Genomic DNA, 22,483 nt, shown 5'->3' with positions numbered 1-22,483 from the left:
TTTGCTTTTGCTTTGTATGAGTGCATTGGTAGCAAATACTATTGTATGCTGATAATGGTCGTGGAGAATACTCGGTGATTGCCCCCTATTTCTGTGAGGATCCTAAGGTTACGTCTTGTTGGCTGGTTTGATTACTTGGAGCGTTCTAATGAACATCTCTAATCCAGAGCTTCTCAACCCTCTCTCCTGGAGAATGTTCCTCACCATTGTCATTTTGTCAAGGAGGATCCCAAGGAACCACTCGAACCACTCGGGCTCAATAACTTCTTTCTGAGCTTCGACCTCCCTTAAAACCGTGTTAAAATCAATTCCCATTTCAAGGAGCCTCAGAATGTCGTCAATGTCTTTCGAACGGCCCAGCGAAGTCACGCCCTTGAATAAGAAGATGTCCTCTGGGGAAACGAGATGCACCCTAATGGTCCTCAAGCTCTTGAACTCTTCTGGAATTGAAGACCTTCTCATGATGCCCTCCGTGAGCACGATGCCCTTCAAAACTCTCTTCACGAAAACGTCGAGATTGAAGTCCCCCATTTCAGGATCGAGCTTTTTGAAGACTGAGACAGCTCCAAGCTTTGTTGTGTACTCGTGCTCGACTACCTTGACGTAAATGACAAGCCCTTTGCGGGTTTTTAGCCTAGGTGAGGGGTTTGTTAGGACTTCCTCCAGCTGTTTGAGGGTTTTGGCGTTTTTGAGAACAATATCGACATCGGCCGTTGCTGGTTTAATGCCTCTCAGGGCTAGGTTGCCGCCACCAATCAGGAAGATGTCAATCTTTTCAGCTCCCATGAGTTGGGCCTTCTCGTCAAGGAGCACAAATTCCTCAATCAGTCTTTCTCTGGTGATCATACTTGTGGCCTCCAAAATATTGTCTCCAGAGTTCTTCGACCTCTTCTCTTGAGGGGAATGGGTAGTGCTTGGGCACGCCTTTGAGGAATTCGAGGAGGTCATCAACAACATCCGAGACTTCGAACTTGGCCGCAAGCTTCCTCAGCTTCTTCTCGTCAAAACTCACTCCTCTGAGGAGGGCAGAGGCATAAAGAAGTTCTCGAGTATCTGATCCTAGCCTCAAAGTATGAACAACGACCTCCTCAAGGCTGATCTCTCTCGCAGGTCTGTAATAATGGTAAACTCCCGATGAAATGAGAGGAAGCCCAAAGTCGGAGAACCGGGCAAGGCCCGTGAGTTGGAACTCACCAACGCTTTTCCCCTTAAACTTCTTGGTCGTGAGTATGAGTTCTCCAACGCCGCTCCACACGACTGTGGCGCTAGGATCGAACTCCTCTACCTTCAGCGTGTTTTCAAGCCAAAAATACTCCTCAGCGAAAGCTTTCAGAAGGGCGAACCGCTCGTTCAGGAAGTAACCTTCTTTGGTTTTTCCGACGATGAGGTGTTCCATCAGTTCGTTCAGGATTCGGTGGAGGGTTGGCCTGCTCACGTTGGCTTTGAGTTGGAGGAGCCAGGGGGGTTGTGGGGTTTCAACTTTGAGGGCCGCGAGGGTTTTGAGATAATTCCCGCTCAGGAGCTTTTCGAGGTTGAGATGGGAGTACTCTGTTTTTATCCGCTTCAAGAGTTGGGTGGCCTTGTTGTTTGCTGGTTTGATTGTGAGGGGTTTTTTGCTCTGGCGCTCAATGAGGCCTTTTCTCTCAAGGGAGCTTATCGTGACTGAAAGTGTGGGTTTTGAGAGATTGAGCTTTTCTGCTAGTTCCTTCAATGTCATTGGTTCATCCAGAGCGAGGAGAACCTTAAGCTCTGACTTTGTGAGGGACATGTTTCAATTTTTCAAATTTTAGTTTAAAAATATTTGGTTTTTTGGGATACTATTTGGAATCCAAGACTAAAACTTAATAAACTCTTAAGGATTATTGCTTATTAAACGAAGGCTTGTGACATATTTATTTTGCCTATTAACGGGGAGTGAGGATGTTGGTTGAGGAAAACAAAGAACGACTTGAAAAAATGGAGGAGATAATTTACACAGCCCTCTTAAACAGTGGAATAACCGGGGAAGAAGCCCGCAGGATTGCGAAGGGAATACGTGCATTTGCAGAGGAGGTAACTTCTGAAATGTCCTTCATAAAGGGGATACGGCTTTTGCTGCAACCTGAAGGACCAAGCTTCTTCTGTGTGGGTTGTGGTAGTAGGCACATTAGCTATTTGGGAACTTTTATCCCCACTGACCCGGAGGTTTTAGAACTCGCGGGGTATCGAATTATCGTGTATGGGATATGTGAGAAATGTATGAGGGAACATCCTCCTGAATATTTTGAGTCTCAAATTGTGAAGTTGCTCTGGGAAGGAGCTCCTCGGTTAAAACTTTGAATTCACTATTCAACATCTTTTCAAGTAACCTTTACATTGTCATGGTCATGTAATATCGCTGAGATCGTATTAGGAGCCTCTTAAGCGTATTAATTAAATACATCTTTTTTGATTGGTTGCCCTTTAAGAGCTATGAGTACAAGTGAAGCTCGACTTAATGTGCAGGCACTACACCCAGGAAGATTCAACTTTTTAACGTGCTTTTCTCGGATTTGTTTTTCTTGTGTGATCTCCCCCATACGGTATGCCCTTTTTAAACGTGCCATAATTATGTCACTAAGAGCCCGACCCTCAAAACCAGAAAAAAGCCCAAACACAGCTGCTTTTCGAAAACCTTAAAACCTTTATGACACAAAAATGTCATAAAAGACAAACTTAGGACGTGATATCATGATCGAAAAAATAATCCAAACCTTAGTAGACTGGGGGATGGTTCCTCACCGCCAAAAAACCAAAGCCGAAACCATCAGAACCATAACCAACATGCTTGAGGCAATAAAACACGAGTACGACGGAAAACTGCCCCGCTGGGAACTAAAACACTTCGTTCAAAGATTCTCTAGGAATTCGGGGTTCTCAGAAAGGCAAATTTACCGCTACATCAACTCACTGAGGGCCTTGGGCTTTCTTGATGACTATGTCGAGCTATCAACCGGAAAACACTACATCGTGCTTTCAAAACGCTTTGGAAGCAGAATGCTCGATCTTTACCGCAAATACCGCGCTTGGCTCGAAGAATGAGCTTAATAATATGTTGAAAACGACACTAACTACTCAGGGTCTTCTGAGGAGAGAGTAACGGGAGCCTGAAGGTTCGTATTGCTACACTCTCAAATGTAACTTCCAAAACTGATTCATTCCCTTTTTTGAGGATAAGGACATCACTACTCTTGGATCTCTTAAGAACTCTTTCGAGATCATACCAGGGAATTTCAACGAGTTCTTTATCCTCAATGTTGTATTTTAAAAATAGTCCTCGTGGAATGTAAATCTTCACAAAAGCAACTCTCTTTGGCTCTGTTATTTGTAGTGAAGCTCCTTGTTCTGCAACTTCAAGTATCACGACCTTTGAAGGGGGATTCTCGCCTAATAAATTAACCGCTGCGACTAGCATATCCACAAGAGGCTTGGTGCTGCTTAATGCGAGCTCAAATGCCATGATTCCTCACCATACGGATGTTTGGCTGGGAGCTAATAAATTTCGTCCACATTGTGAATTTTCGTGAGTGGATAAGCACTTTAAACCCCCGCTCTTCTTAGAATTTCCCTGTACTCTTTCTCTTTGACATACCTTCCAGAGACGGCGATAAACCTCGGTGGCTTAACTGGCTTTGAATATTTCATCACGTTCTTCAGCTTGAGAACCATCCAGGGCCTCGGCCTCCTTCCGCGTGAGTGCCATTTCTCACGCTCCTTCTCATACTGTCTGAGCTCCTTCGGAGTGAGGAAAAGCTCGTCCCCATATTTTTTGATGACCTCCTCAACGTTCGTGAGCTGCTCAACCGCCTCAACTTCAGCCTCTCCAAGCCAGGCCTGACCTTCCCTGGAGGCATAAAAGATGACTTTCATGCCCGGCTGAACTCTCAGCGTCGAAGGCTTGACGAAGACAGTCTTGCCCTCTTTAAGAATCCTGTCAAGGAACCACTTTGGGACTGGAAAGGTGACACCCACGACTTCCTCTTCCATTATTCTCACCATCCCAATAATCACTGTTAACGATTAAATAATGTTTTGGAAAGAAAAAATCAAAGAATTAACCTTCTACTTCCTCCGGAACGAAGAGAAGTCCAGCTACTATGTGCGGCTTGACTCCCTCTGTTTTCCGCTTTTTAATTTCCTCTTTGATGGCATTCCGGCGGGCTGCAATGCCAAAGCGCTCAACAAGTTCCTGGCAGAGGTTTATCACTGTATCCCTCGATGTTCTTTTCGTTACATTGGCCCTGAGCAGGGCGTTCTTAAATGGCTCATTATTGAGGTAGCCCCAGTACACCAGATCATGAAGCTGGCTGAGATACTCTTTCTCTCCGGGATTCTTCGTTTTTGCCATTTTTTCCTCGATCTTTCCAAGGATGAGTTTCACCTTTGGAGGTATTTTAGAGGCACTCCTACGTGTGTACTCCAGCTCGCTTTCGGATATCTTCAATAGTTCTTTGAAGTTAGATAGTGCCCTATTAGCCACGAGACGATAAGTCTTCATAGCCTCCCTGCTGTTGTATGGTCGAGTGTTCTCCTTCAATCCAGTATCCTTTAACAGTTGCTCAATTGGAACGTTTTGGGGCTTCCACTCTCCATTTATGAGGCGGTAAACAAAGTATTGGGAAATCACTCCGTTAGTGCAGACAAAGAAGGCTACTGATTCTTTTCCCTTGGGGAGTTTTACAATGCTTCTCATTGAGTACCTCTTTATTATCTCTTTGAACCTTTCCTCGTTGGCTTCTTTGTAATCCCGCAACAGCTTTTCGGCAAAAGTAGTGACTGAGAGCAAGGAACTGCTGAACTCCTCTTCTATTTTTTCCATCTCATCTGTCCCATAGATGGCTCTTATCGCCGATGGATTCCACTCCTCTTCTTCTTGAAGGATCTTTCCATCTGTTCCAAGTGCTCTGCTGAACTCCTGGACCCTTCTCTCTACCTTTTGCAGGAGTCCTAGATTTTCCTCAAGCTTTTTCTCGGGGAAGAAGTTGTAAACTAGAATCTCATCATGCTCCGTTCCAATTCTGTCAACTCTACCTATTCTCTGGATTAGCTTGATGGGGGTCCAATGTAGATCATAATTTACGACAACATTCGCATCCTGGAGGTTAAGACCTTCGCTGAGGACATCAGTCGCTATTAAAATATGAAGCTCCTGTGACTCATCAATATCTAGATTTCCATTCGATTTTGGAGCGAAACGCTTGATTTTGTCGGCTATTCCCTTGGTGTTTGAGCTCACGTAATCCATTTTTTGAGAAATATCCTTAGGAAGAATTTCCTTGAGGCCCTTGTGGATCCACTGAACGGTCTCTTCGAATTCACTGAAGACGAGAACCTTCTTGCCTTCTTTCCTCAGTTTTATGATTTCCTCTGCTAGCCTCCTAAGCTTTGGATCTTTCTCTGGATGGTTCTCAAGGTCCTCCTTGAGTTTTTTCAACGGTTTTTCCATTGACTCAAGGATTTTGATATCATGCTCTAAATCCTCAAGGAGCTTTCCAACCCTGAAAGCACCAGCCTTGTAAGTTACTTTGTTTTTGAGCTTGTACTTTTCGATGAACTCTGCAACCTCCTCATCGCTGAGGAGTCCCTCTTCATTACTATTGATCTTTCCAAGAAGAATGTCGTCAAACTCATCTCCCGCTGGGATGAGGCCATTCTGGACAAATTTAATGAAGTTTTTAGTCTTTATTAAGTCCCTCCGTAGAGTCTGATACATGGCATACCAAGAACTTTCAAGGCGTTTTAGGTAGAGGATTCTCATTAGGCCCTTGAGGGGTTTGCCAGCCGAGGATAGGTTCTTGTAGGGTTCAGCCTCCCTAAACTGGGGAAGTACGTAGTTGTAGAGGTCGAACCTAGCGTAATTCATGGAAGAAATTCCATTCAGAAGTAGCTCGTAAATGTCCTCTGGGTAGACCTCCGATATTGTGTATGTGAGCACTGACAGCTCTCTCCGTGGGAAACAAAGTTTTTTGTTCTTCTTTATCTTGATGCAGTTGCCTTCGCCCCCGTAGAGCTTGAGAATATCATACCTAGTTCTTCGTATTAGAACTTCTCTCAGTACGTATGACGGATCAATTTCACCTCTCTCTATGGCCTTCGTTAACTCGTCCCAAGTCTGCGGCGTTATTGGGAATGGATGTCTCCTCTCTGGAAGGAAAAGACGAATCTGGTTGATTATGTCCCTGTACATCTTTCTGTACGGTGTCGCAGTTAAGAGAATGAGCCTTTTGCCAGCCACAAGTTCCTGGAGGTTTTTGTACGATTTCGTGTGTGGATTTGAATAGTGGTGGGCTTCATCAACCAGCACGGTTCCTACGCGTTTTATGTACTCTTCCATTTCCTGATACTTCTCTGGGGATAACTCTCTGCGAGGGAGCAGGCCGGATGAAAACACTTTTCCAGGAATGTTATTCTCTCTTAATAGGCTTTCCCAGTAGCGAATAAGGCCAGGTGGGGCTATTACCGCAACTTCCTTCGGACGACCCTGGAGAAGATCTAAGAGTGAGAAATGCTCCAGGAGTGCCAGTCCAATGTAGCTCTTGCCAAGACCAACTACATCGCTTATTAAGACTCCCCCGTACTTATTAACGATGGATATTGCTCTCACAACCGCATCTTTCTGGAAGTCATAGAGTTTGTCTTCAAGCCTTCTCAACAGGAATCCTGTATCCCTCTCCAGTATCTCCTTGTAGAGCTCGTACAGTCCCCTGATAAAGACTTCCCAGGGTGAGGGGAGATTGCCGGGTACTTGGCCTGCCCAACTTCTCCCTATTATCTCAAGCAATTTGGGGTTGAATGGTAATGCTTCTTTCCATATTCCCTCGTACCATTCCTTCAGGCTCTCGAAATGAGTAGACTGAACGATGGCGTTCAGTTCAGTATTGCCAGAGAGTCCAGCTAATGTGAAATTGCTTGACCCAACGAGGCCTATCCGCATCATGGAAGTTTCTGAGGGATAAAACAGGTAAGCTTTTGCATGCATGAACTCCTTGACGTAGATTTTGATCTCAAGTTTCCCGCTCTGGATCCACTCCATGAGCCTTCTTAAGAATAGCTCATTTTCTTCGCTCTGTTCCATGAAATTGGCGTTTTTTTCGATGTCTTCGCTCTGTTGGTCGAGGTTGGTTTCAATGCTTTTTTCACGGCGCTTTATCTTCTGAAGAGCTTCGAGTGAATGATAAACCATACTAAGTTGCTCGAAGGTTTCCCTGTTCGTCTGGTTGCCTATCACTATTCTCATCCTGCCTCCTTTGGAGAAGAAAGTCTCAAGTTCATCCTGAATTTCCCTCATCCCACTTATGAAAAGAAAGCCAACCGCAACGTCTATCTGGTTGTAGTATCCAGAAGTCAGAACCTCCCTGAGGACGTCTATTAGTCTAACCCTTTGGTTGTCAACAAGGCCGTGCCTGTCAAGAAGTTGTATGGCTGACTCAGCCATTGTTTTTCACCTCATTTAGAGGTTTTAAATCTCCTGAGATTTCCATTAATTCTTCTCTTAACTCATCAACAAACTTCAAAAATTCTTCTTTGCTGAAAGGTTCCACAATCAGGCCACTATCCCTCTCTATCTCGGCGCCAATATCTGTGAGGAAAGTGCCTTCTTCAATTGAATTCAGAGCAACTTCCAGATGTTCCCTTGCTAACGAACTCAAGGCCAAGTAGTTTCTTATCTTGTCGACTATTTTATTCTTGTATTTTGAAATCTCAAGCCCACGTTGATTGAGTTTGTACAAATCATAGAGGTCCCTGAGCTTAAACTCCCGTCTGGTTAAGAGTGCCCTGACTTTCTCCACGAGGATTTCCCTGTCAGAGTATGCAAGAATGCGAAGAGGATAATAGTTGCCAAGGAATTCTATGTACTTTTCATATTCCTTTGAAGTGAGCGTAATCCCCTTCCAGGATAATAATGTGTTCGCTTTCAATGTTTTAGGCTTAAACGCGAGTTTTTCCGCGTAGTTTACTTCTATTTTTATCTTCTCACCGAGTGGGGAGTACAACACTATCTCCCTGAACCAGCCCGGACCAATCCTGAAGCTAAAATACCTATGGTTATTGAAGTCATTATGCCCCGAGTACTGAAACTCAAGGCCTAAGTCCTCCGCGACGCACTTCAGGATTTCTGCTATTCTTCCCGTTTCCTCGTTCAGGAACTGCCTGAGTTGACTCCTGCTCAGTTCTCTAAGCCTGTCGCTATCCCGGTATGCGAAATCCAGATCTCTGCTGAAGCGGTAATAACCGAGGTGACACTTCACAAGGCATGTGCCACCTTTGAAAATGTAGTTTTCCTTAAACTGCGGATCCCTCTCAAGTTCTTTCAAAATCGTATGGATTATGTAGTCCCATTCGACGAGATCAATGGATTTTATTCCTGTTTTTCTGGAAACGAACCTTGCAAAACCTCTCCTTTCGTTCCTGCGGATTTCCATCAGGAGTGAATTACCTTCCATCCCGGATCACCTTCCTCACTGACATTGGATACCTCTCGGAATATCGTTTGAGCTTTTCTCTATCAGCATACCCCGAGTATTCCCTCCAGATTCTCAGGGCAAGTTCCCTGGAAACAGTACCATAACTGGAAAAGTAGAGGAAATCAAGAAGGGTCTTTTCAATGTCGGAGAGCTTCAACGAGTCCCTTACGATTATTCCGAAATCGAAGATATTCCGCCTGCTCCTGATTATTCTCACGGGTGTTCCGTTCACGTTTATGACTTTTGGCCTGGCTATTCTGTCGTTGATAACGAAAACGGTTGTGAATGTCTCGTGGGTGAGGCCGTTGAGTACCAGGGCCGTAAACAGACCGAAATACCAGTTCTCCGTTATCCTGCTCATTCCGAGAGAGAGGAGTTTGTAGACTGGTGGGGAACCCCCCGATGAGAATTCCAGCGGAGTTTTCACGTAGTACAAACCCCGGAGAATTCTAATAACGTAGCCGTACTGGATAAGGTAGTTCACGAGATAGTCAACGTCCTCGCTGAAGTAAGTGGCGAGCTTCTCCAGTTCTTCGCGGGTTATTACCTGTCCACCGTAATCCGAAAGGAGCAGCTGAATGATCGGCTTCATGATCTTCATTTTGACTAACAACCCATAAAAAGTTAGTGGTTGTTAGTTAAGTTAAACTTGAGAAGAAGCTAAATTTTTCCACTTCTCCGGATCATTTTTGTCTTGATTTAAACTTCTTAGCTTCAACAAAAAATTCTTTGAAACATTTCTCCAAAAATTTGGCAACAAATTCTTGGTATTCGGGATCGTTTAATCCAAGACGCTGGTTTAATTCGTCAAACCCTGTCTGCTTGTTGAATTCATTGAGATACTCCGAAAACTTCTCCTGAAAGCGCAGTTGATTCTTCGTCTGCTTAAACATTGGCCATACTTTGATCTGCTTTGAGAGAAGTTCAACGTCTATTTTCTCCTCTTTAACGGCACTTAGAACCCCTTTAATGTAAACCCACTCCGTAGGTGAAAAGAACTCCTTAAACTCATCTTGGTATGTGAGTATGGTTTTAGAAAGCGAACTAAGGCCCTTAAGAACTTCTTGATAGTTTTTAAGGATATCATCAATTAGTTGTTTGGCCTTTTTCTCTGGATCAAGGGGATCAAAAATAAATGAGTAGAAGAGGTTTGCACCAAATGCTAAGATTATGGCGTCAGAAAGTTTATCAATTGCCCTTTTGGTTTGTCCAATATCCTCTTCAATGAGTCGCCAAAGTGTGCTTTTGAGTTCCTTTTTGGCAATTGCCTCTTGTAGCAGTCTGATTATTGTAATGCCTTCACCGATTAGGCCTAAAAGGGTTTTAAAATCAAATGAGACATCCGCCGGAATCTAAATCACCTCCCCTCAGCCATGCCTTCCAACGCTTTAAGCCCAGAGGAGATCTGTTGTTGAAGTAAACTGGGGTTTTCAACTCTCACCGAGAATAGTAGAATAAAACCACCACGGACTGGAAGCTTCACTGGTTTGGATATTGAAAGCCCGTTGGACTTAAGTTTCTCATGAAGTGGTTCGTAGATTCCATCTCTTATGATATCATCCCAAAAGTATCCTTCCTCTATTGGCTCTATTTTCCGTGTATTTTTGTTAATCCCAATAGCATAGAACTTGAAATTTGTTCCAGAGATTTTCTTAAGAATATCACTAAACAGATAGTCCACAATCTCCTCAGAATCTTTGGGTTTGCCTTTTTCATTGTAGAGAACATCACGTCCTTTGAATTCCATGACGTCCTCTATTTCCGGAATCATGTCCACATCAGCTATCTGTTTTGTTTTTTGAATGTACTCTAGAACCTTCTGAAAAACATAATACTGCTCGCTGAAACTTCCAATAAAGTTCAGGATTGATAACTTCAGCAATGTGCGATATGTTGGAGACAACTCTTTCCATTCATTTTCATCTCCATCCGCTTTTGGAAGTTCCTTAAAGAGTTCCTCGAATTCGGGCGGAAGTCTGTTGTACAGGTACACATTATCAATTTTAATAGGCTTGTCTGGATTTATGTCCCGATTTAAAACCATCATCTTTAGTGTGCTGTTCTCCAGTATCCTCTCTGCAAGGATATTAAGAAAATCAGGTGATAGCTCAATAAACTTCTCATGATTTTTGCTAAAGTAAACCAAAACAATGTCACCGCCATCTTTAGGTAAAACTAGCTTTCCAGTCTCTTTATTGTACAAACCATCAATCCTCTCTTCGTATGGTGGATTGCCTTGGATAGAAGAAAGTACTGATTGCAAATCTGGCTGTTTGATCATTTCCCTAAGTTTATTGGGGAGTTCTTCAAGATATGCAATCTGATAGTCCCAATCAGAGCGAAGTTGTTTGGCATAGTAAAATAGCTCTCCAAGTTTATCTCTGGGGACCTTCTTTTTAAAGGCTGGGAATATCCCATAGTCAATGTTCAAGCTTAATTCGCCGACCTTTAACTTTCCCCGATTTAGGTCAATGCAGATATCCTCAGTGATGGCTCTCCCGCCCTCCATTCTCTCCTCCAGCTTAAGCACAGTATCGATATCCAATTCAATTGAGAGTCTGTAGTTCCCAAAAGTGCCTACGAACTTTACTGTGAGGTTCTCTGGAAGGGGTCTTCTCTTTGGAGGAATTCCGAGCCATTCAAGGAATGTTTTGTTAGAGTCATGCTTAAGATACATCCTTGCTTTGAGGGTATTGTCCTCAAGGATAAATACAATAAAACGATAGAGATTATCCTTGTCAAGGAAGCGTTCGTAAACCTTAAAGCTATGTGTTTCTTCTTCCCTGCCCACACTACGTTCCTTAATCTTGCTGTGAATTAAATAGAGTTTATTTTCGTAGAGAACTGCAATAACGTATTTTCCTTCAGCCCTCATTGATGTGGCGGTTCCATTTTCGAGAAAATCCAAGAGGAGTGTTTCAAGCTGGGTAGGATCATTATTTTTGAGCACATTTCTGACCCTGAGGATTAAACTTCTCTTAGTGAAATCGCCCTCCTCATAATTTTTACGGGCTAGGGGGAATATTTCTTTCTCTAAGAACTCAAGGAATTCTTCTGCCTCCTCCCCTGTAAGTTCTTCTCTCTGGATATCATCCTCTGTCACTGTCTCAATTTCGATCTCAGATTTTAGGGGGATGTAAAGAAGATAAACTGGTGAGTCCATAAAGACTCACCTCTTCCCCTTCTTTGAAAACGTCCTCGCCTTCACCAGCCTTGCCTTCACGAGTTCGACAACCGCCCTGTAAACCTCAAGCTGCTCCTCCTCGGTCAATCCGAGCGCCTCAAAGATCACCCTGTCAAGCTCGCGCCTGTCTGGAAGAACCCTGCCAATGGAGACGTCCTCAGGCTTGACGTTGCTGAAGTCTCTGTTTGGTTTCGGAAGGCCGAGCTCCTCGAAGATGGACTTGATCGGGCGGTTGGCTAACTTCATTAGGAGCCAATGTAATTTTTCTGCCCTATCTACGTCGTCTATGTGGAGTACTAATATCTCTTGGCTCATGTACACATCAATGTCAAGAACGCCTTCTCCTAAATTGCTTCTCCCATACAGTTCAAGGAACAGTGGCAAAATTGTAGAAGCTAAATATCCCATAGTTGTATCTATGTTGGACTCATCCAAACGCACCCCATAAAGGTTCTTGTTTTCAAGCGCTTGAGCAGTATTCAGAGCTATCTTGTATGTGTTCCAGTACCTTTCTGGAATTAAAATATGGGACGGCTCCCTAACACCTAAATCCCACCAGAGGGTGCGTGATCTAGTTGTTGGTCTATTCTGATATCCCCGACTCTCTCCCCACTCGATGTACTCCAACGCATGAACCTTGCCAGCTCTCTTTAGCGCTTCTTTCGAGAGATTACAGAGGAACACACGAAGCTTCAGGTCCTCTGGCCTAATTACATAGGTCTTTATCTCCTGCGGGCTCTTCACGACCGGTCTCAGAAACTCCTCTTCAATGTAGCCCTCCCATCCCGCCTTGTTCCTCACTGCAACTAAGCCCTCTCCCGGCTCGTGAACCCTTCCACAAACCGGACAGATCGGCCACTCCTTTGGATTCTTTATCGGCTCAAGGTAGAAGAACTCGTTCGCTCCCGTTGTGAACCCTCTCCTGACCTCGGCAATCTCCCCAAGCCTCACGAGCTTGCCCTTCCCCTTGTCGAGGATAACGTAGAATATCTTCGGCGCCCTTATGAGTATTCCGCCCCACTTCATTCCACTGTACTCACCCTGAAGGGTGTAAGTCCCCTTGAGGAACTCCCTGACCTTGAAGCCGCCCATTTTGGCAAGCTCTATCTCTCTAACGGTTCTAACCCTCACCTCGTCGTCCTCGTAGCTGTGGACGATTCCTCCAAAGATCTCGACGCCCTTCTCCTCGAAGTACGGTTTCAGTATCTTCTCGACGAGTTTCTCGCCTACCCAGTCAAAGTCCCTCTTGAGGAGGACGAAGTTGGTGAAGGACTTCTCATCGAGCAGGTTGAAGAGCTTGGCCGGCTTCCTCGTGAGGACGGTTATCACCGTGTTAACGTCCGCCTGCTCGAAGCTCCTCTTCGTGTAGTCTATCACAGCCTTGAGGTAGGTCGCCCTTATGAAGAACTCCTGAAGGGCCTTTCCGAAGTCCACGTCCAGCCAGGAGTTTGAGGTAATGAAGACGAGCGAGCCATTGGGGTTCAGCAGGTTTACGGCCTGGATGAAGAAATAAGCATAGAGGTCGCTCCTTCCCGGCAGGGTAGTCTCCCACTTAAACTTCTCCCTTAGAATGGTCTCCATGTGGGCCTTTATCTTGTTCTTGTAGTCCTTCTTAAGCTTCTCCTGCTCTTTCTTTGGAAGCATCTGAAACTCGGCCAAATCGTAGTACTCTGGGTAGATCTTCTCCTGCCTCACGTAGGGTGGATTGGCTATCACGATGTCGAAGCCCTTCTTTTCAAGCATCACGTCCGGGAAGTCAAGCTCCCAGATGAAAGGCGGCTTTTCCAAGGTCGAGTAGTCCTGCTTTGACACCGCCTCAAGGAGTAGTCTGATCTCCTTCTTCTCCTTTGCCTTCATCTCCTCGTTAAGGGCACTCTCAAGGAACTCTTGGAGGGCGCCCCATTTTGCGTCCTGGATGTCCTTCAGAGTAACGGGCTTTCCGTTGATCTTTTCACCCATAAAGTACTTCCTCACGAGCTCTTTGTAGCTTACTATCGCCTCACTTGCGCCCGTTCTTGCCCAGAGGAGTTTGAGGCTCTCCCTGAACTTGGCTAAGGGAATCTCGATGACCTTTTTCCTTCCGCCGATTTTAAGGACAAAGTGCGGTGGGGCGAGGGAGTCGCCAACGGCCAGCTTGGTTTCGAGGTTTGGAAGGATCGGCTCATTGGGTATTTTGCCCTCCCCTTCAATGAGGGCCAGCCAGAGCCTGAGCTTGGCTACCCTTATCGCCCAGTCCTTGATGTCAACGCCGTAGATGTTGTCGCGGATTATCTCAAGCTTCTTCTTGTAGGTGATCTTGGAGTCCTCTGTGAGCTTTTCGTAGAGCTCTATGAGAAGGTGATACATACCAACGAGAAAGGCACCACTTCCCGCGGCGGGGTCAACGATTTTAACATCTTTGAGGGCCTTTTCAATCTCTTCAATCTCGCCCCAAGTGAGTGAATTTGGATCCCAATCGTAGGATGGCGTGAAGATGAACTTCCTCAAAATTTCTTTGTCGAGCTTGGTGTTCCTTTCGAGGTACTCATAGACCGCCATCCTGCACATAAAGTCCACTTCGCTCCTTGGTGTGTAGAATATTCCCGATGCTCTCCTTTCCTCTTCACTCCCGGCCTGCTCTTCAGCCGCTATGAGGGACTCGTAAATCTTGCCGAGCATTGCTGGGTCAACGGCCACCTCAACTTCGTAGGGAGTCTCCTCCGTGACGGTGAAGTTGTATGCTTCGAAGAAGCCGAGGACTATCTCCGACAACAGTTTATCATCTATCTCGGTGATTATCTCGTCGAGGTTAACCCCTGCAATCTCAACCGGGCTGAAGAGGCCACCGTTGAAGTAGGGAACCCCGTAGAGGAATATGTCTCTAACAACGGGAGATGGAACGCTCTTTATCTCCTCGCTGTCTTTGCGTGCGTATCCTCTCCTCGGCTTGTTCATGGCGTAGAGGAAGAGCACCCTGAGGTAGTCCCTGTAAAAGTTGCCTCCGTACTCCTCGTACTGGTCGTGAAGCCACTTCGAGGAGGAGGATATTGAAGGAGACTACTTAGATGATTTTGTGGACGAAAACACCGACGAGTTAAAGATAATATCCGTTGCCCCTTCTTCTGTCCTGAATTTCTACGTTATCTACGCCGAGACCTGGAAAGACACCCTTAAGTACCGCCAAAAGCTTGTGAAGAACCTTCTGAATTTCACTTCCTTCTCAGGGGATATCTCCTTCGCCAATTTCATCCTCATACTGGACGTAACAGAGAATCCCAAGAGCTCCAAACACAAATACTGGAAGCTGATAGTTCCAATCTATCAGAGAAAGCTTGAGAGTGCGAAGCTCAACGTTTACGTCATCGATCCCTCTGAAAAGAAATTCAGGACGCTGGCTTCAAACATCGCAAAGGTGGCCCTTGAATTAGAAGGACACAAAGAACTTTCCGCCAGCTTGATTAGGGACGCTCTAAACAATTACATGCTCGTCAGACCCCTTACGGAGGAGTTTTTCAAAGATTATCGGGACAACTACTACAGGCTCAAAGATTGGATTAAGAAGCACTACGGGGCAGAACTTGAAAAGCGCTGTCCAGCGGATTATCTTCTTACGGTGGAGTCCACCCCAATCCCAGAGAAAAAGAGAAAAGAGATATTCATCGAGAGAGCCGCCAAGACCTTTGCACATACGTTCTTCAACAGGTTGATGTTTGTGTATTTCCTCCAGAAAAAGGGCTGGATAGTTGACCTTGATTCACTCAGAGAAGAGCTGAGGAAAAAAGTTGACGTCAAAAACTTTGTCCTTTCAAAGCCCCAGTACTCGAAAATTTTGCTAAAAATCTTGATGGCTTTTTCGGTGGAGGTTTCTTCATCTAAACTCCTGAGAAGGGACTCAATTGACTTGGCTTTTTCAACGACATCTTTACTTTCATTAGTCATCATAATGACCACTTCCATTCTTAGTTTCGGCCCTTGGGTTTTTGTGCATTGGTGCTTTTAAGTTTTTAATAACATCCTACTGTTCATATCTTTGACTTCGGTCTAGACTTAAGTTGATTTGCCAAAAATAACAAGTCAAGTAGCAACCTGCGCAAGGTGCTGTACGAGGCTCGCGTTGCCCAGCTCATAAAGGGAGTGCTCCCTCTTGAAATAACCCAACAAACTGTTTTCCGTATCCAAAATTCTCAAAGCCTCCCTTGCACGCGTCATCCCCACATAAAGAACGAACACAGCCTCCCTCTTTTCCGACTCAGTAGCAGGCAGAGCCCTAGTGGAATCGTACAAATAAACGACATCAAACTCGGCTCCCTTGCTCGCATGAATAGTGTCAATGAAAAGATGAGAGTCAGTCAGTGCCCGTCCAGTCCTTAAAAGAACTAGGAGGACATCATAATAATCCTTGTCACGGAGGTATGTTTCAACGTCCTTCCTGCTCAGAAACCGCATAGGGTTCTCAAGGAACCTTTCAATAACGGGCCGATTTTTCTCAACGAGCCTTCTCAACTTCTCATTCTTTTGCACGTGATCAAGAGTTGCGCCCTTGAACTTCATCTTGTCGAAATTGACTCCTCGCTCCTTGAAAGAATAAAGCAGCATTCGCTCGATTAGCTCATTGTCGAGGTACCTCGAAAAGGCAGTGAGGCGAAGGAACCTCTTAACATTAGCCCTCCAACCTGGTGAAGCGAACAATTCTTCTTTGACCTCTTTTGGAACGGCTCCCTCCTCAAGCCCGTTCTGGAGATAATCCACTCCAGCTAGGATGAACATGAGTTTGTCCGCCGCGCTTGCCGCAGAGGCCTTCAATCGTTTTGGCGAGTACCCAGCCAGTATGAACAGCTTCTCAAAAAACCGAGCCTGAACATTAGTCCTTGTCAAGATTGCAACACTCTTCCCTCTTTTGAGCTCATCGCCCGCCTCCTCAATCAGTTTACGAACTTGACTCATCTTGATAGCCTCACTAACAGTGTTCCCATCAACAAGATCAACAAAGGGGATAACTCGATACTCCCCGATTTCTGGCCTCGGCTCATAGTTCAGAAAACTCGGATTTAGTACCGCTCTAGTTCGGATGAGGAGTTGTTTGCTGGCAAAGCTCACAGTCCGAGGAACTCGAAAAGAACGCTTGAGGACTATCGTCTCAACGTCCACTCCCAACAACTTGTCCAACTCCATGAAAAAGCGCGGGTCAGCCGCTTGGAACGAATAAATCGTCTGGTGCGGATCCCCAGCAAAAACAACGAGGTCAATAGCATCCTGATTGTCTTGGACAATCTTTGAGATAATCGAGTACTGAAGCGCCGAGAGATCCTGTGCCTCATCAATAATGAGGTATCCAATCTCCTCGTCACCAAAGGAGGAGAGATCAATGTGCTCCTCGTCGAATAGGGCCATGAGAACGTCGTTGTAGTCCCAATAGCCAGTTTTCTCCTTGAATTCCAAATAGCTCAACAGTACTTCCTGCTCTTTACCCTGAAGCCTGGGTAATATGTGCTTTGCTAAAACAATGCCAATATCTTTCTCTTCCGGGTAATATCTGTTGATCGCCGCTGAAAGCATGTTTGCAATGGTATTTCCCAACAGAGGGGCAAAAGGCTCCTCGGTCGAGAATGGAATGTTGAACTTCCTGCAAAACACAACAAAGGTATCGCCCGGACGGCCGTTCACCGTAGGGAATTTTATTGATCTTCTTTGGGCTAGATAAGAGGCCGCAAACGAATGCAATGTCCGAATGTTCGTCAAATAGCCCGTATCCTCCTGTCCCGTTAATCTCTTGGCAAGCTCCTTGGCAGCAGTGCTGCTAAACGTTAACATCAATGCTTCTTTTCCTCTTGGGACGTTTAAATCACCGAAATATTCATTAATAATGTCCCTTTGGAGTGAAGAGAGTGGTCTGTTCGTCAAATATGAGTAAAGAGATAGAAGGGTTGTAGTTTTGCCTGTGCCAGCATTGCCTACGATCCTGATGGCCTTCATCGGGGCTCACCCCCTCCAGCTTGGATCTCAAGAACTGCAGGCGTCTCTTCGGCCTCTGAAGTTTGCTGTTCAATGGCTTCTCTAAGCTTCTCTTTGAGCTCAAACAGTTTGAGCGAGTTAAGGGCTTCTTCAATACTGATTATCCTCTTGCGAACGTCCTCGTTGAACACCTCAGAGATGAAATCAAATACTGCATTGGCGCTCAGACGGTAAAATGTTTCCTGCGCAACAATGGAGGAATCGAAGTTGACATCCCCTTTGAAGTCCCTCAACAGTTCCTCAAGCATTTTGACCTTCCGCGTGGTCCGGTACTTTCCAGGAGCATTGTTGATGAACAGTTTGCGTTTTCTGAGGGCGGAGACAAACGCCTTACCACTGACCTTGTTCAATGACAAGCGCTCCTCAATTAGAGAGGCTGGAATAAGCAATTCTCCCCTGTTAGTGACATAAACCCAATCTTGGTAATAAACTTCGTCGCTTTTAACAATTAGGACACGGGCGTCTGAGAGAATCGAGTACAAAATCTCTTCAGCAAGTTCCTCATCAGTTTGAATCCTCACGATTTCCCAACTGTCTCTGAGAGCATGCTCAAATTTCTCCAGTTCTCTTGTGAGTTTCGCCTCTGTTACATTGTGAAATAGACTATTCAGACCTAAGTAGAGTTTTGGGTTAATAATCATTGCATGTTCCAAATTTTTGAACCTGAGCGCTCTGGCTAATTGATCTTGTATCCAACTGTCTGGAGGAATTAGGTATTCTCGACGAACATTGCCAATAGCAGTGAGGAGGAGCATGGGTTTATCCAAGGAATTAAGAGTAATCTCGTGAACGTTCAGGTTCTTGTCAAGAACCTCCAGAGAGTATCTCCTTGATGTCCCGTTAACCGTATGTTTGACGTAAATTACTGCCCTAACCAAGTTCTCCTGAACCCTATCAAACAGATTAAAAGAAAACTCAGCTATTTCTATTGCCTTTTTGTTCCGCTCTTTTTTTCTCACGCTAAGAAACTCAACGAGAAGGTTAATAAACTCCAAAAAGATCTCAAAAACCTCTTTTTCATTGTCAGTGAGATTATCGTAATCAAGCTCAAGCTCTGAGGGATCATCCTTCTCTTTCCTATGAAACTTTGAACGGCGTAGGGGGAAGGCACGATTCAGTTGCATAATCACCTGAGTCAATTGTTTCGACACAAGGTCATCAACTTCATCACAAGAACTAGCTTCTCTCATTGCTTTGCTCCTTAGAACATCCTTAAGAAGGGTCTTCCAAGCGACTTTCTCCCCCGATAATGCCCTTAAATAAGTGTAGTAAATCTTCTCAACAGCCCGCTGTCCTCCCTTGAGCAGAACACCATCAAGCTCTTTCTCGACAATTGATGTATTCTCAGAGTCTCCAGTTATGTTGAGAAACAGATTAACAGTTTCAAGTGCGTCCTGAACGCTAACGCGCCTCCATGCAAGGAATCCAGCCAACGCAAGGGCCAAATCATTGTGAGTTCCTTTCTCATACAATCCAGCAAAAATCTCGGCTATCCTTCTCTTGTGCTCATCGGAAAGGTTCAGCTTGAACTCAGAGAGTTTTACAGGCCTCGACTTAACCTGAACCTCAACTTCAGCTCCCTTTGCACGACCAATGGCAGAAGCGTGCTTCATGACCTCGAGTGCATCCACAACAAATGCCTCTGGAATGACAGCCTTTTCAAGATCATCAGCGACGAAAGCGAACTCAGTTGGGACGAACCTCTTAGTGGCCCCATTAGGGGTTAGCGGAAATCGAACGATTTGCGCCAGTTTAATCGCGTTATGATCCAGACCCACTTGTCCAAACTTCCGGTGAAATTCCTCATCCTTATGGAGAACCTCTTCAAGTTTGAGAGCAATGAACCTTAATGACTCTGTCGTTGCCAACTCCCCCGTCAGGGGCTTCTCAAGTCTAAAAGCTATTTGAACGCCCCTACCAGTAATGAGGGCGTACACTGGTGAAACTCCAGCGGTTTTGAAGGCTGAGACTGCGGTGTTCGCAAGATCAAGCAACTCAAATCTCATTTTATCGGTCAGGCCAAACCGCTCAAGCCTCTCATTGTCCTCTGGAGCGTGGAAGTAGTCAATATCCAAGATAACATTAAAAATCCCAAGAATGTTATTCTCCTTGCTCGCTTTATTGAGAAGGTTCTCCTTTCGTGGCTGCATTCCAAAATAAACGCCCCTCAGCGCCCCACTTTCGATTTCGTGCATGAGAATTGACTCAACCTTATGTGCAAATCCCATTGCAGCCCCGCGACGAGAGAGATTGAAGTACCGACTGTAGCGTCCCCTTACCCTAAACTCGTGCTTTTTGGGATCGTAATCTCCCCGTCTCAGAACGCTAACCTCAACCCAACCCTCTGGAAACAGTGTCTTGAAAATCTTTTTAATGAGATTCCTGTTTTCAGAGAAATCCTTGATAATGGTTTCAGTGGCGCTCATTGGAATCACCCCCTCTGCCCGGAGAAGAAGCCATTAAGGGACAGGAACCTCCTAATTTTCGTCTACTGAGTTCCTTTTTGAAAAGCTCGCTGAATTCCTCGCTAACACTTCTCAAAGCTGAAATCTTGATGAAAAACGCTCTAAACGAGCCAACACCTTTTCTGGTTGTTACACCATAGCGTCCCAAGCCAAGAACCTCAATTATCTCAATGAAGCTCGAAGTTTCAGCCTTGCTATTGCTGATTGCCCTCACGGGCACTACAAGATATTCACCATCAGCACTAAGACACCACTCACCATGCTTGAGTGCATCAAGCAAACGCCCCTCAAAGATGGGATTCAATTCAGTCATGGGACCACCCAAAAATGAAAGTTAGGAAGTGAATATTAAAAGTAGCTACAAGTGGCTACACAGAAGATCAAGATAATGAGTATTCACCAATTCATGATTTTTTCGTAGGTAATATTTCAGTAGTCAAGAGCACTTCGGTGACCATTGAAAAGAACCATAAGAGGGTTACAACTAAGAGAGAGGACTATTCAAACTGCTTTGTTTCCCCACATGTTGCAGTGACAAAAAACGAACATGAAGAGCGAACAAAAGAGGTTAATCTACTGTTATTGAGTCAACTGAAAATCACACTGAATGAGGATACACCAGCACTCTTAAAACACACCTCAAGCTCAACCCAACTTAGAGTAGTGTGAATAGATAGGACACAGCGGGGACGACCAAGAATTGTAACACCATAAGAAGGCTTTTGAGCACTCAGATTGGGTGATTCAACTACGCATTCACAATTCCTAGAAAAATCATGCACACAAGCATACTGTCAGTAAGATGGACATAAAAACCAAAAAAATAGCCGCTAGTATTTTCGAAGTGCTGAAAAATGAAAGTGTAGAAGCAATCAGGCTCCTTCAAATACGATATCCTTGAGAGTGTACATCATCTCCGGTAGGTCCTCGTAGTATCCAGTCATGTACTCCACCCTATTAGGATACTTCTGTTCAAGCTTTTCCAATTCTTGTATTAACCCCTTAATGAAGCCCCTTTGTATCCCATGGTGCTTTGTGTTTCCGTTTACTTCCTCCGGGTTCACATAGATCGCAATAGTCACCTTTTCGTTTTTCTCAGTTGCTAAGGTGTTATTTATGTCTCCTAGAACACCGGTAACACGGTGGTACAATAAAGGGCCAGCCTTCATCGTGTAACCCTTTCCAATTCTAGAGTAAACAATTATGCCAAAACTCCTCCTGAGAAAAGCATCGTTTGCCTTCCGAACAAAGACATACTTCTCGCTTGGGAATTGAATGAGGGTATCAAAGATCGTTCCAATTCTTTCCTTGTATGCTTCCATATCCATTGGCCCAATTGTTGAACCGGGTATGTACGAGACGGGCTCATTGATTCCACCAAGATGAATTCTCTGGGCGTGCACGAAGTAACCGCCCACAAGCTCAACGTTGGGGATTATGTTATGAGCACTCCGCCAGAAGGGCAGCGCGATCATTGATGTTACTACATAGTTCGATTTCCTGTAAGGGAGATCGTCCTCTGCAAACAGGGTTCCAAAAACGTCATAGTCTGCAACTTCATTTATGACACCATTAATGTCAGTCACCATAACAGGCTCGTCTGTCACTGGCTCAAAGAACATTGTACCCTCCTCAGTAAAGGAGATTCCATCGGAAGTTACCTCATAGATCTTAATTTTGGGATCATTAGCTCTGCCAAATAATGCTACATAAATTCTGCCATCCCCACCGTAGAACGGAAGTACCCTCCTGATGTTGTTCATCTTGTCCTTTGTCATGAAAAAGCCCAGGTAATCTCTGCCAAAGACGCTAATTCTCCGCTTTCCCATCTTCTTAGTGTAAATGTCCCAATAGGCGGACATTAAAGCGTGTCTAAGGGATATGGAATCTTTAACAGGCACTCGAACTTTCTTTCCATTCATAATGACAATCGTCTTCTTATGTGGTATGGTGTCGGTACCATGTGATGGATCAAGATCCAATGCTGTATTCTCAACATAAACACTCTCTAAAGTGCTAATAGTGCCAATCATTATGATCCCCTCCCAAAGGTTTCCATAGCATAATCAAGCCCCGCTATCGGGTCAGTTATGCTGACAATCTCCTTTTCATAATCCATTCTCTCATGATCTAAGTTAGTTCCTTTGTCAACAATCTTCCAGAGGGCATAGTGCGTTAGAACGATCGTCGCGCTCTCGATCTCGTAAGTGGAGATCTCTACTCCTGCTAGAGGGTTCAAGTTAGGTTCTTCATCGCAGTTCTTGATATCTTCTACTAGCCTAGAGGTAGAATTTTCCCTTCTCATTTGATACACCTCCTGCATCAGGACGTTGCAGGTATTTTAATTTGAGGTGATACCC

17 protein-coding genes are annotated in these 22,483 nt (G+C 44.9%); 3 read left to right on the top strand and 14 right to left on the bottom strand.

What is annotated here, in order from left to right:
• Positions 1-108 precede the first annotated feature (108 nt).
• Together A3L09_RS10715 and A3L09_RS10710 are read right to left on the bottom strand one after the other, a co-directional pair.
• The gene (locus A3L09_RS10715) at positions 109-846 is read right to left on the bottom strand and encodes a hypothetical protein (protein WP_088859074.1); all 738 of its coding nucleotides are present in this window, start codon (positions 844-846) and stop codon (positions 109-111) included.
• Complete coding sequence (locus A3L09_RS10710) at positions 821-1,768, bottom strand: MarR family transcriptional regulator (protein WP_088859073.1); 948 nt, start codon at positions 1,766-1,768, stop codon at positions 821-823. Before A3L09_RS10710 ends, A3L09_RS10715 begins: the two co-directional genes overlap by 26 nt.
• Positions 1,769-1,920: 152 nt before the next feature.
• On the opposite strand from A3L09_RS10710, the gene A3L09_RS10705 reads away from it, so the two are divergent.
• The gene (locus A3L09_RS10705; protein ID WP_088859072.1) at positions 1,921-2,319 is read left to right on the top strand and encodes a hypothetical protein; all 399 of its coding nucleotides are present in this window, start codon (positions 1,921-1,923) and stop codon (positions 2,317-2,319) included.
• 390 nt (positions 2,320-2,709) lie between these two features.
• On the top strand, positions 2,710-3,060 hold the full coding sequence (locus A3L09_RS10700) for a hypothetical protein (RefSeq protein WP_088859071.1): 351 nt from the start codon (positions 2,710-2,712) through the stop codon (positions 3,058-3,060).
• Positions 3,061-3,085: 25 nt separating this feature from the next.
• Here the strand turns inward: A3L09_RS10700 and A3L09_RS10695 are convergent, their stop codons facing one another.
• The 7 genes from A3L09_RS10695 to A3L09_RS10660 all read right to left on the bottom strand — a co-directional run bounded on the left by A3L09_RS10695 (position 3,086) and on the right by A3L09_RS10660 (position 14,619).
• Complete coding sequence (locus tag A3L09_RS10695) at positions 3,086-3,478, bottom strand: beta clamp domain-containing protein (protein ID WP_088859070.1); 393 nt, start codon at positions 3,476-3,478, stop codon at positions 3,086-3,088.
• A gap of 80 nt (positions 3,479-3,558) precedes the next feature.
• A complete protein-coding gene (locus A3L09_RS10690; RefSeq protein ID WP_232473654.1) occupies positions 3,559-4,017 on the bottom strand; it encodes a DUF365 domain-containing protein in 459 nt (152 codons plus the stop codon).
• A gap of 55 nt (positions 4,018-4,072) precedes the next feature.
• The gene (locus A3L09_RS10685; protein ID WP_088859068.1) at positions 4,073-7,453 is read right to left on the bottom strand and encodes a helicase-related protein; all 3,381 of its coding nucleotides are present in this window, start codon (positions 7,451-7,453) and stop codon (positions 4,073-4,075) included.
• Complete coding sequence (locus A3L09_RS10680; RefSeq protein ID WP_088859067.1) at positions 7,446-8,462, bottom strand: nucleotidyl transferase AbiEii/AbiGii toxin family protein; 1,017 nt, start codon at positions 8,460-8,462, stop codon at positions 7,446-7,448. Before A3L09_RS10680 ends, A3L09_RS10685 begins: the two co-directional genes overlap by 8 nt.
• Entirely contained in the window at positions 8,452-9,075 is a 624-nt protein-coding gene (locus A3L09_RS10675) for a type IV toxin-antitoxin system AbiEi family antitoxin domain-containing protein (RefSeq protein WP_088859091.1), read from the bottom strand. Before A3L09_RS10675 ends, A3L09_RS10680 begins: the two co-directional genes overlap by 11 nt.
• A 765-nt stretch (positions 9,076-9,840) precedes the next feature.
• Positions 9,841-11,646 (bottom strand): hypothetical protein, encoded by a 1,806-nt coding sequence (locus A3L09_RS10665; RefSeq protein WP_088859065.1) that lies wholly within the window; start codon positions 11,644-11,646, stop codon positions 9,841-9,843.
• Between the two features lie 6 nt (positions 11,647-11,652).
• Positions 11,653-14,619 carry an Eco57I restriction-modification methylase domain-containing protein gene (locus tag A3L09_RS10660; protein ID WP_232473653.1) on the bottom strand — a complete coding sequence of 989 codons (2,967 nt, stop codon included), beginning with the start codon at positions 14,617-14,619 and terminating at the stop codon, positions 11,653-11,655.
• 100 nt (positions 14,620-14,719) lie between these two features.
• On the opposite strand from A3L09_RS10660, the gene A3L09_RS10655 reads away from it, so the two are divergent.
• Entirely contained in the window at positions 14,720-15,646 is a 927-nt protein-coding gene (locus A3L09_RS10655) for a hypothetical protein (protein WP_198362308.1), read from the top strand.
• A gap of 74 nt (positions 15,647-15,720) precedes the next feature.
• On the opposite strand, the gene A3L09_RS10650 is transcribed toward A3L09_RS10655, so the two are convergent.
• From A3L09_RS10650 to A3L09_RS10630, 5 genes are all read right to left on the bottom strand, one after another.
• A complete protein-coding gene (locus tag A3L09_RS10650) occupies positions 15,721-17,619 on the bottom strand; it encodes a UvrD-helicase domain-containing protein (protein ID WP_088859064.1) in 1,899 nt (632 codons plus the stop codon).
• The gene (locus A3L09_RS10645; protein ID WP_088859063.1) at positions 17,616-20,084 is read right to left on the bottom strand and encodes a hypothetical protein; all 2,469 of its coding nucleotides are present in this window, start codon (positions 20,082-20,084) and stop codon (positions 17,616-17,618) included. Before A3L09_RS10645 ends, A3L09_RS10650 begins: the two co-directional genes overlap by 4 nt.
• Positions 20,071-20,436, bottom strand: a complete 366-nt coding sequence (locus A3L09_RS10640) for a hypothetical protein (RefSeq protein ID WP_088859062.1) — start codon at positions 20,434-20,436, stop codon at positions 20,071-20,073. Before A3L09_RS10640 ends, A3L09_RS10645 begins: the two co-directional genes overlap by 14 nt.
• 559 nt (positions 20,437-20,995) lie before the next feature.
• Entirely contained in the window at positions 20,996-22,156 is a 1,161-nt protein-coding gene (locus tag A3L09_RS10635; protein WP_088859061.1) for a hypothetical protein, read from the bottom strand.
• A complete protein-coding gene (locus tag A3L09_RS10630; RefSeq protein WP_088859060.1) occupies positions 22,156-22,428 on the bottom strand; it encodes a hypothetical protein in 273 nt (90 codons plus the stop codon). The genes A3L09_RS10635 and A3L09_RS10630 overlap by 1 nt, the downstream gene beginning before the upstream one ends.
• Positions 22,429-22,483 lie beyond the last annotated feature (55 nt).

The sequence above is a fragment of the Thermococcus profundus genome (genome assembly GCF_002214585.1).
Taxonomy (GTDB): domain Archaea; phylum Methanobacteriota_B; class Thermococci; order Thermococcales; family Thermococcaceae; genus Thermococcus; species Thermococcus profundus.
The sequence above is the reverse complement of the archived record's forward strand: the minus strand, read 5'-3'. Positions and strand labels throughout refer to the sequence as shown.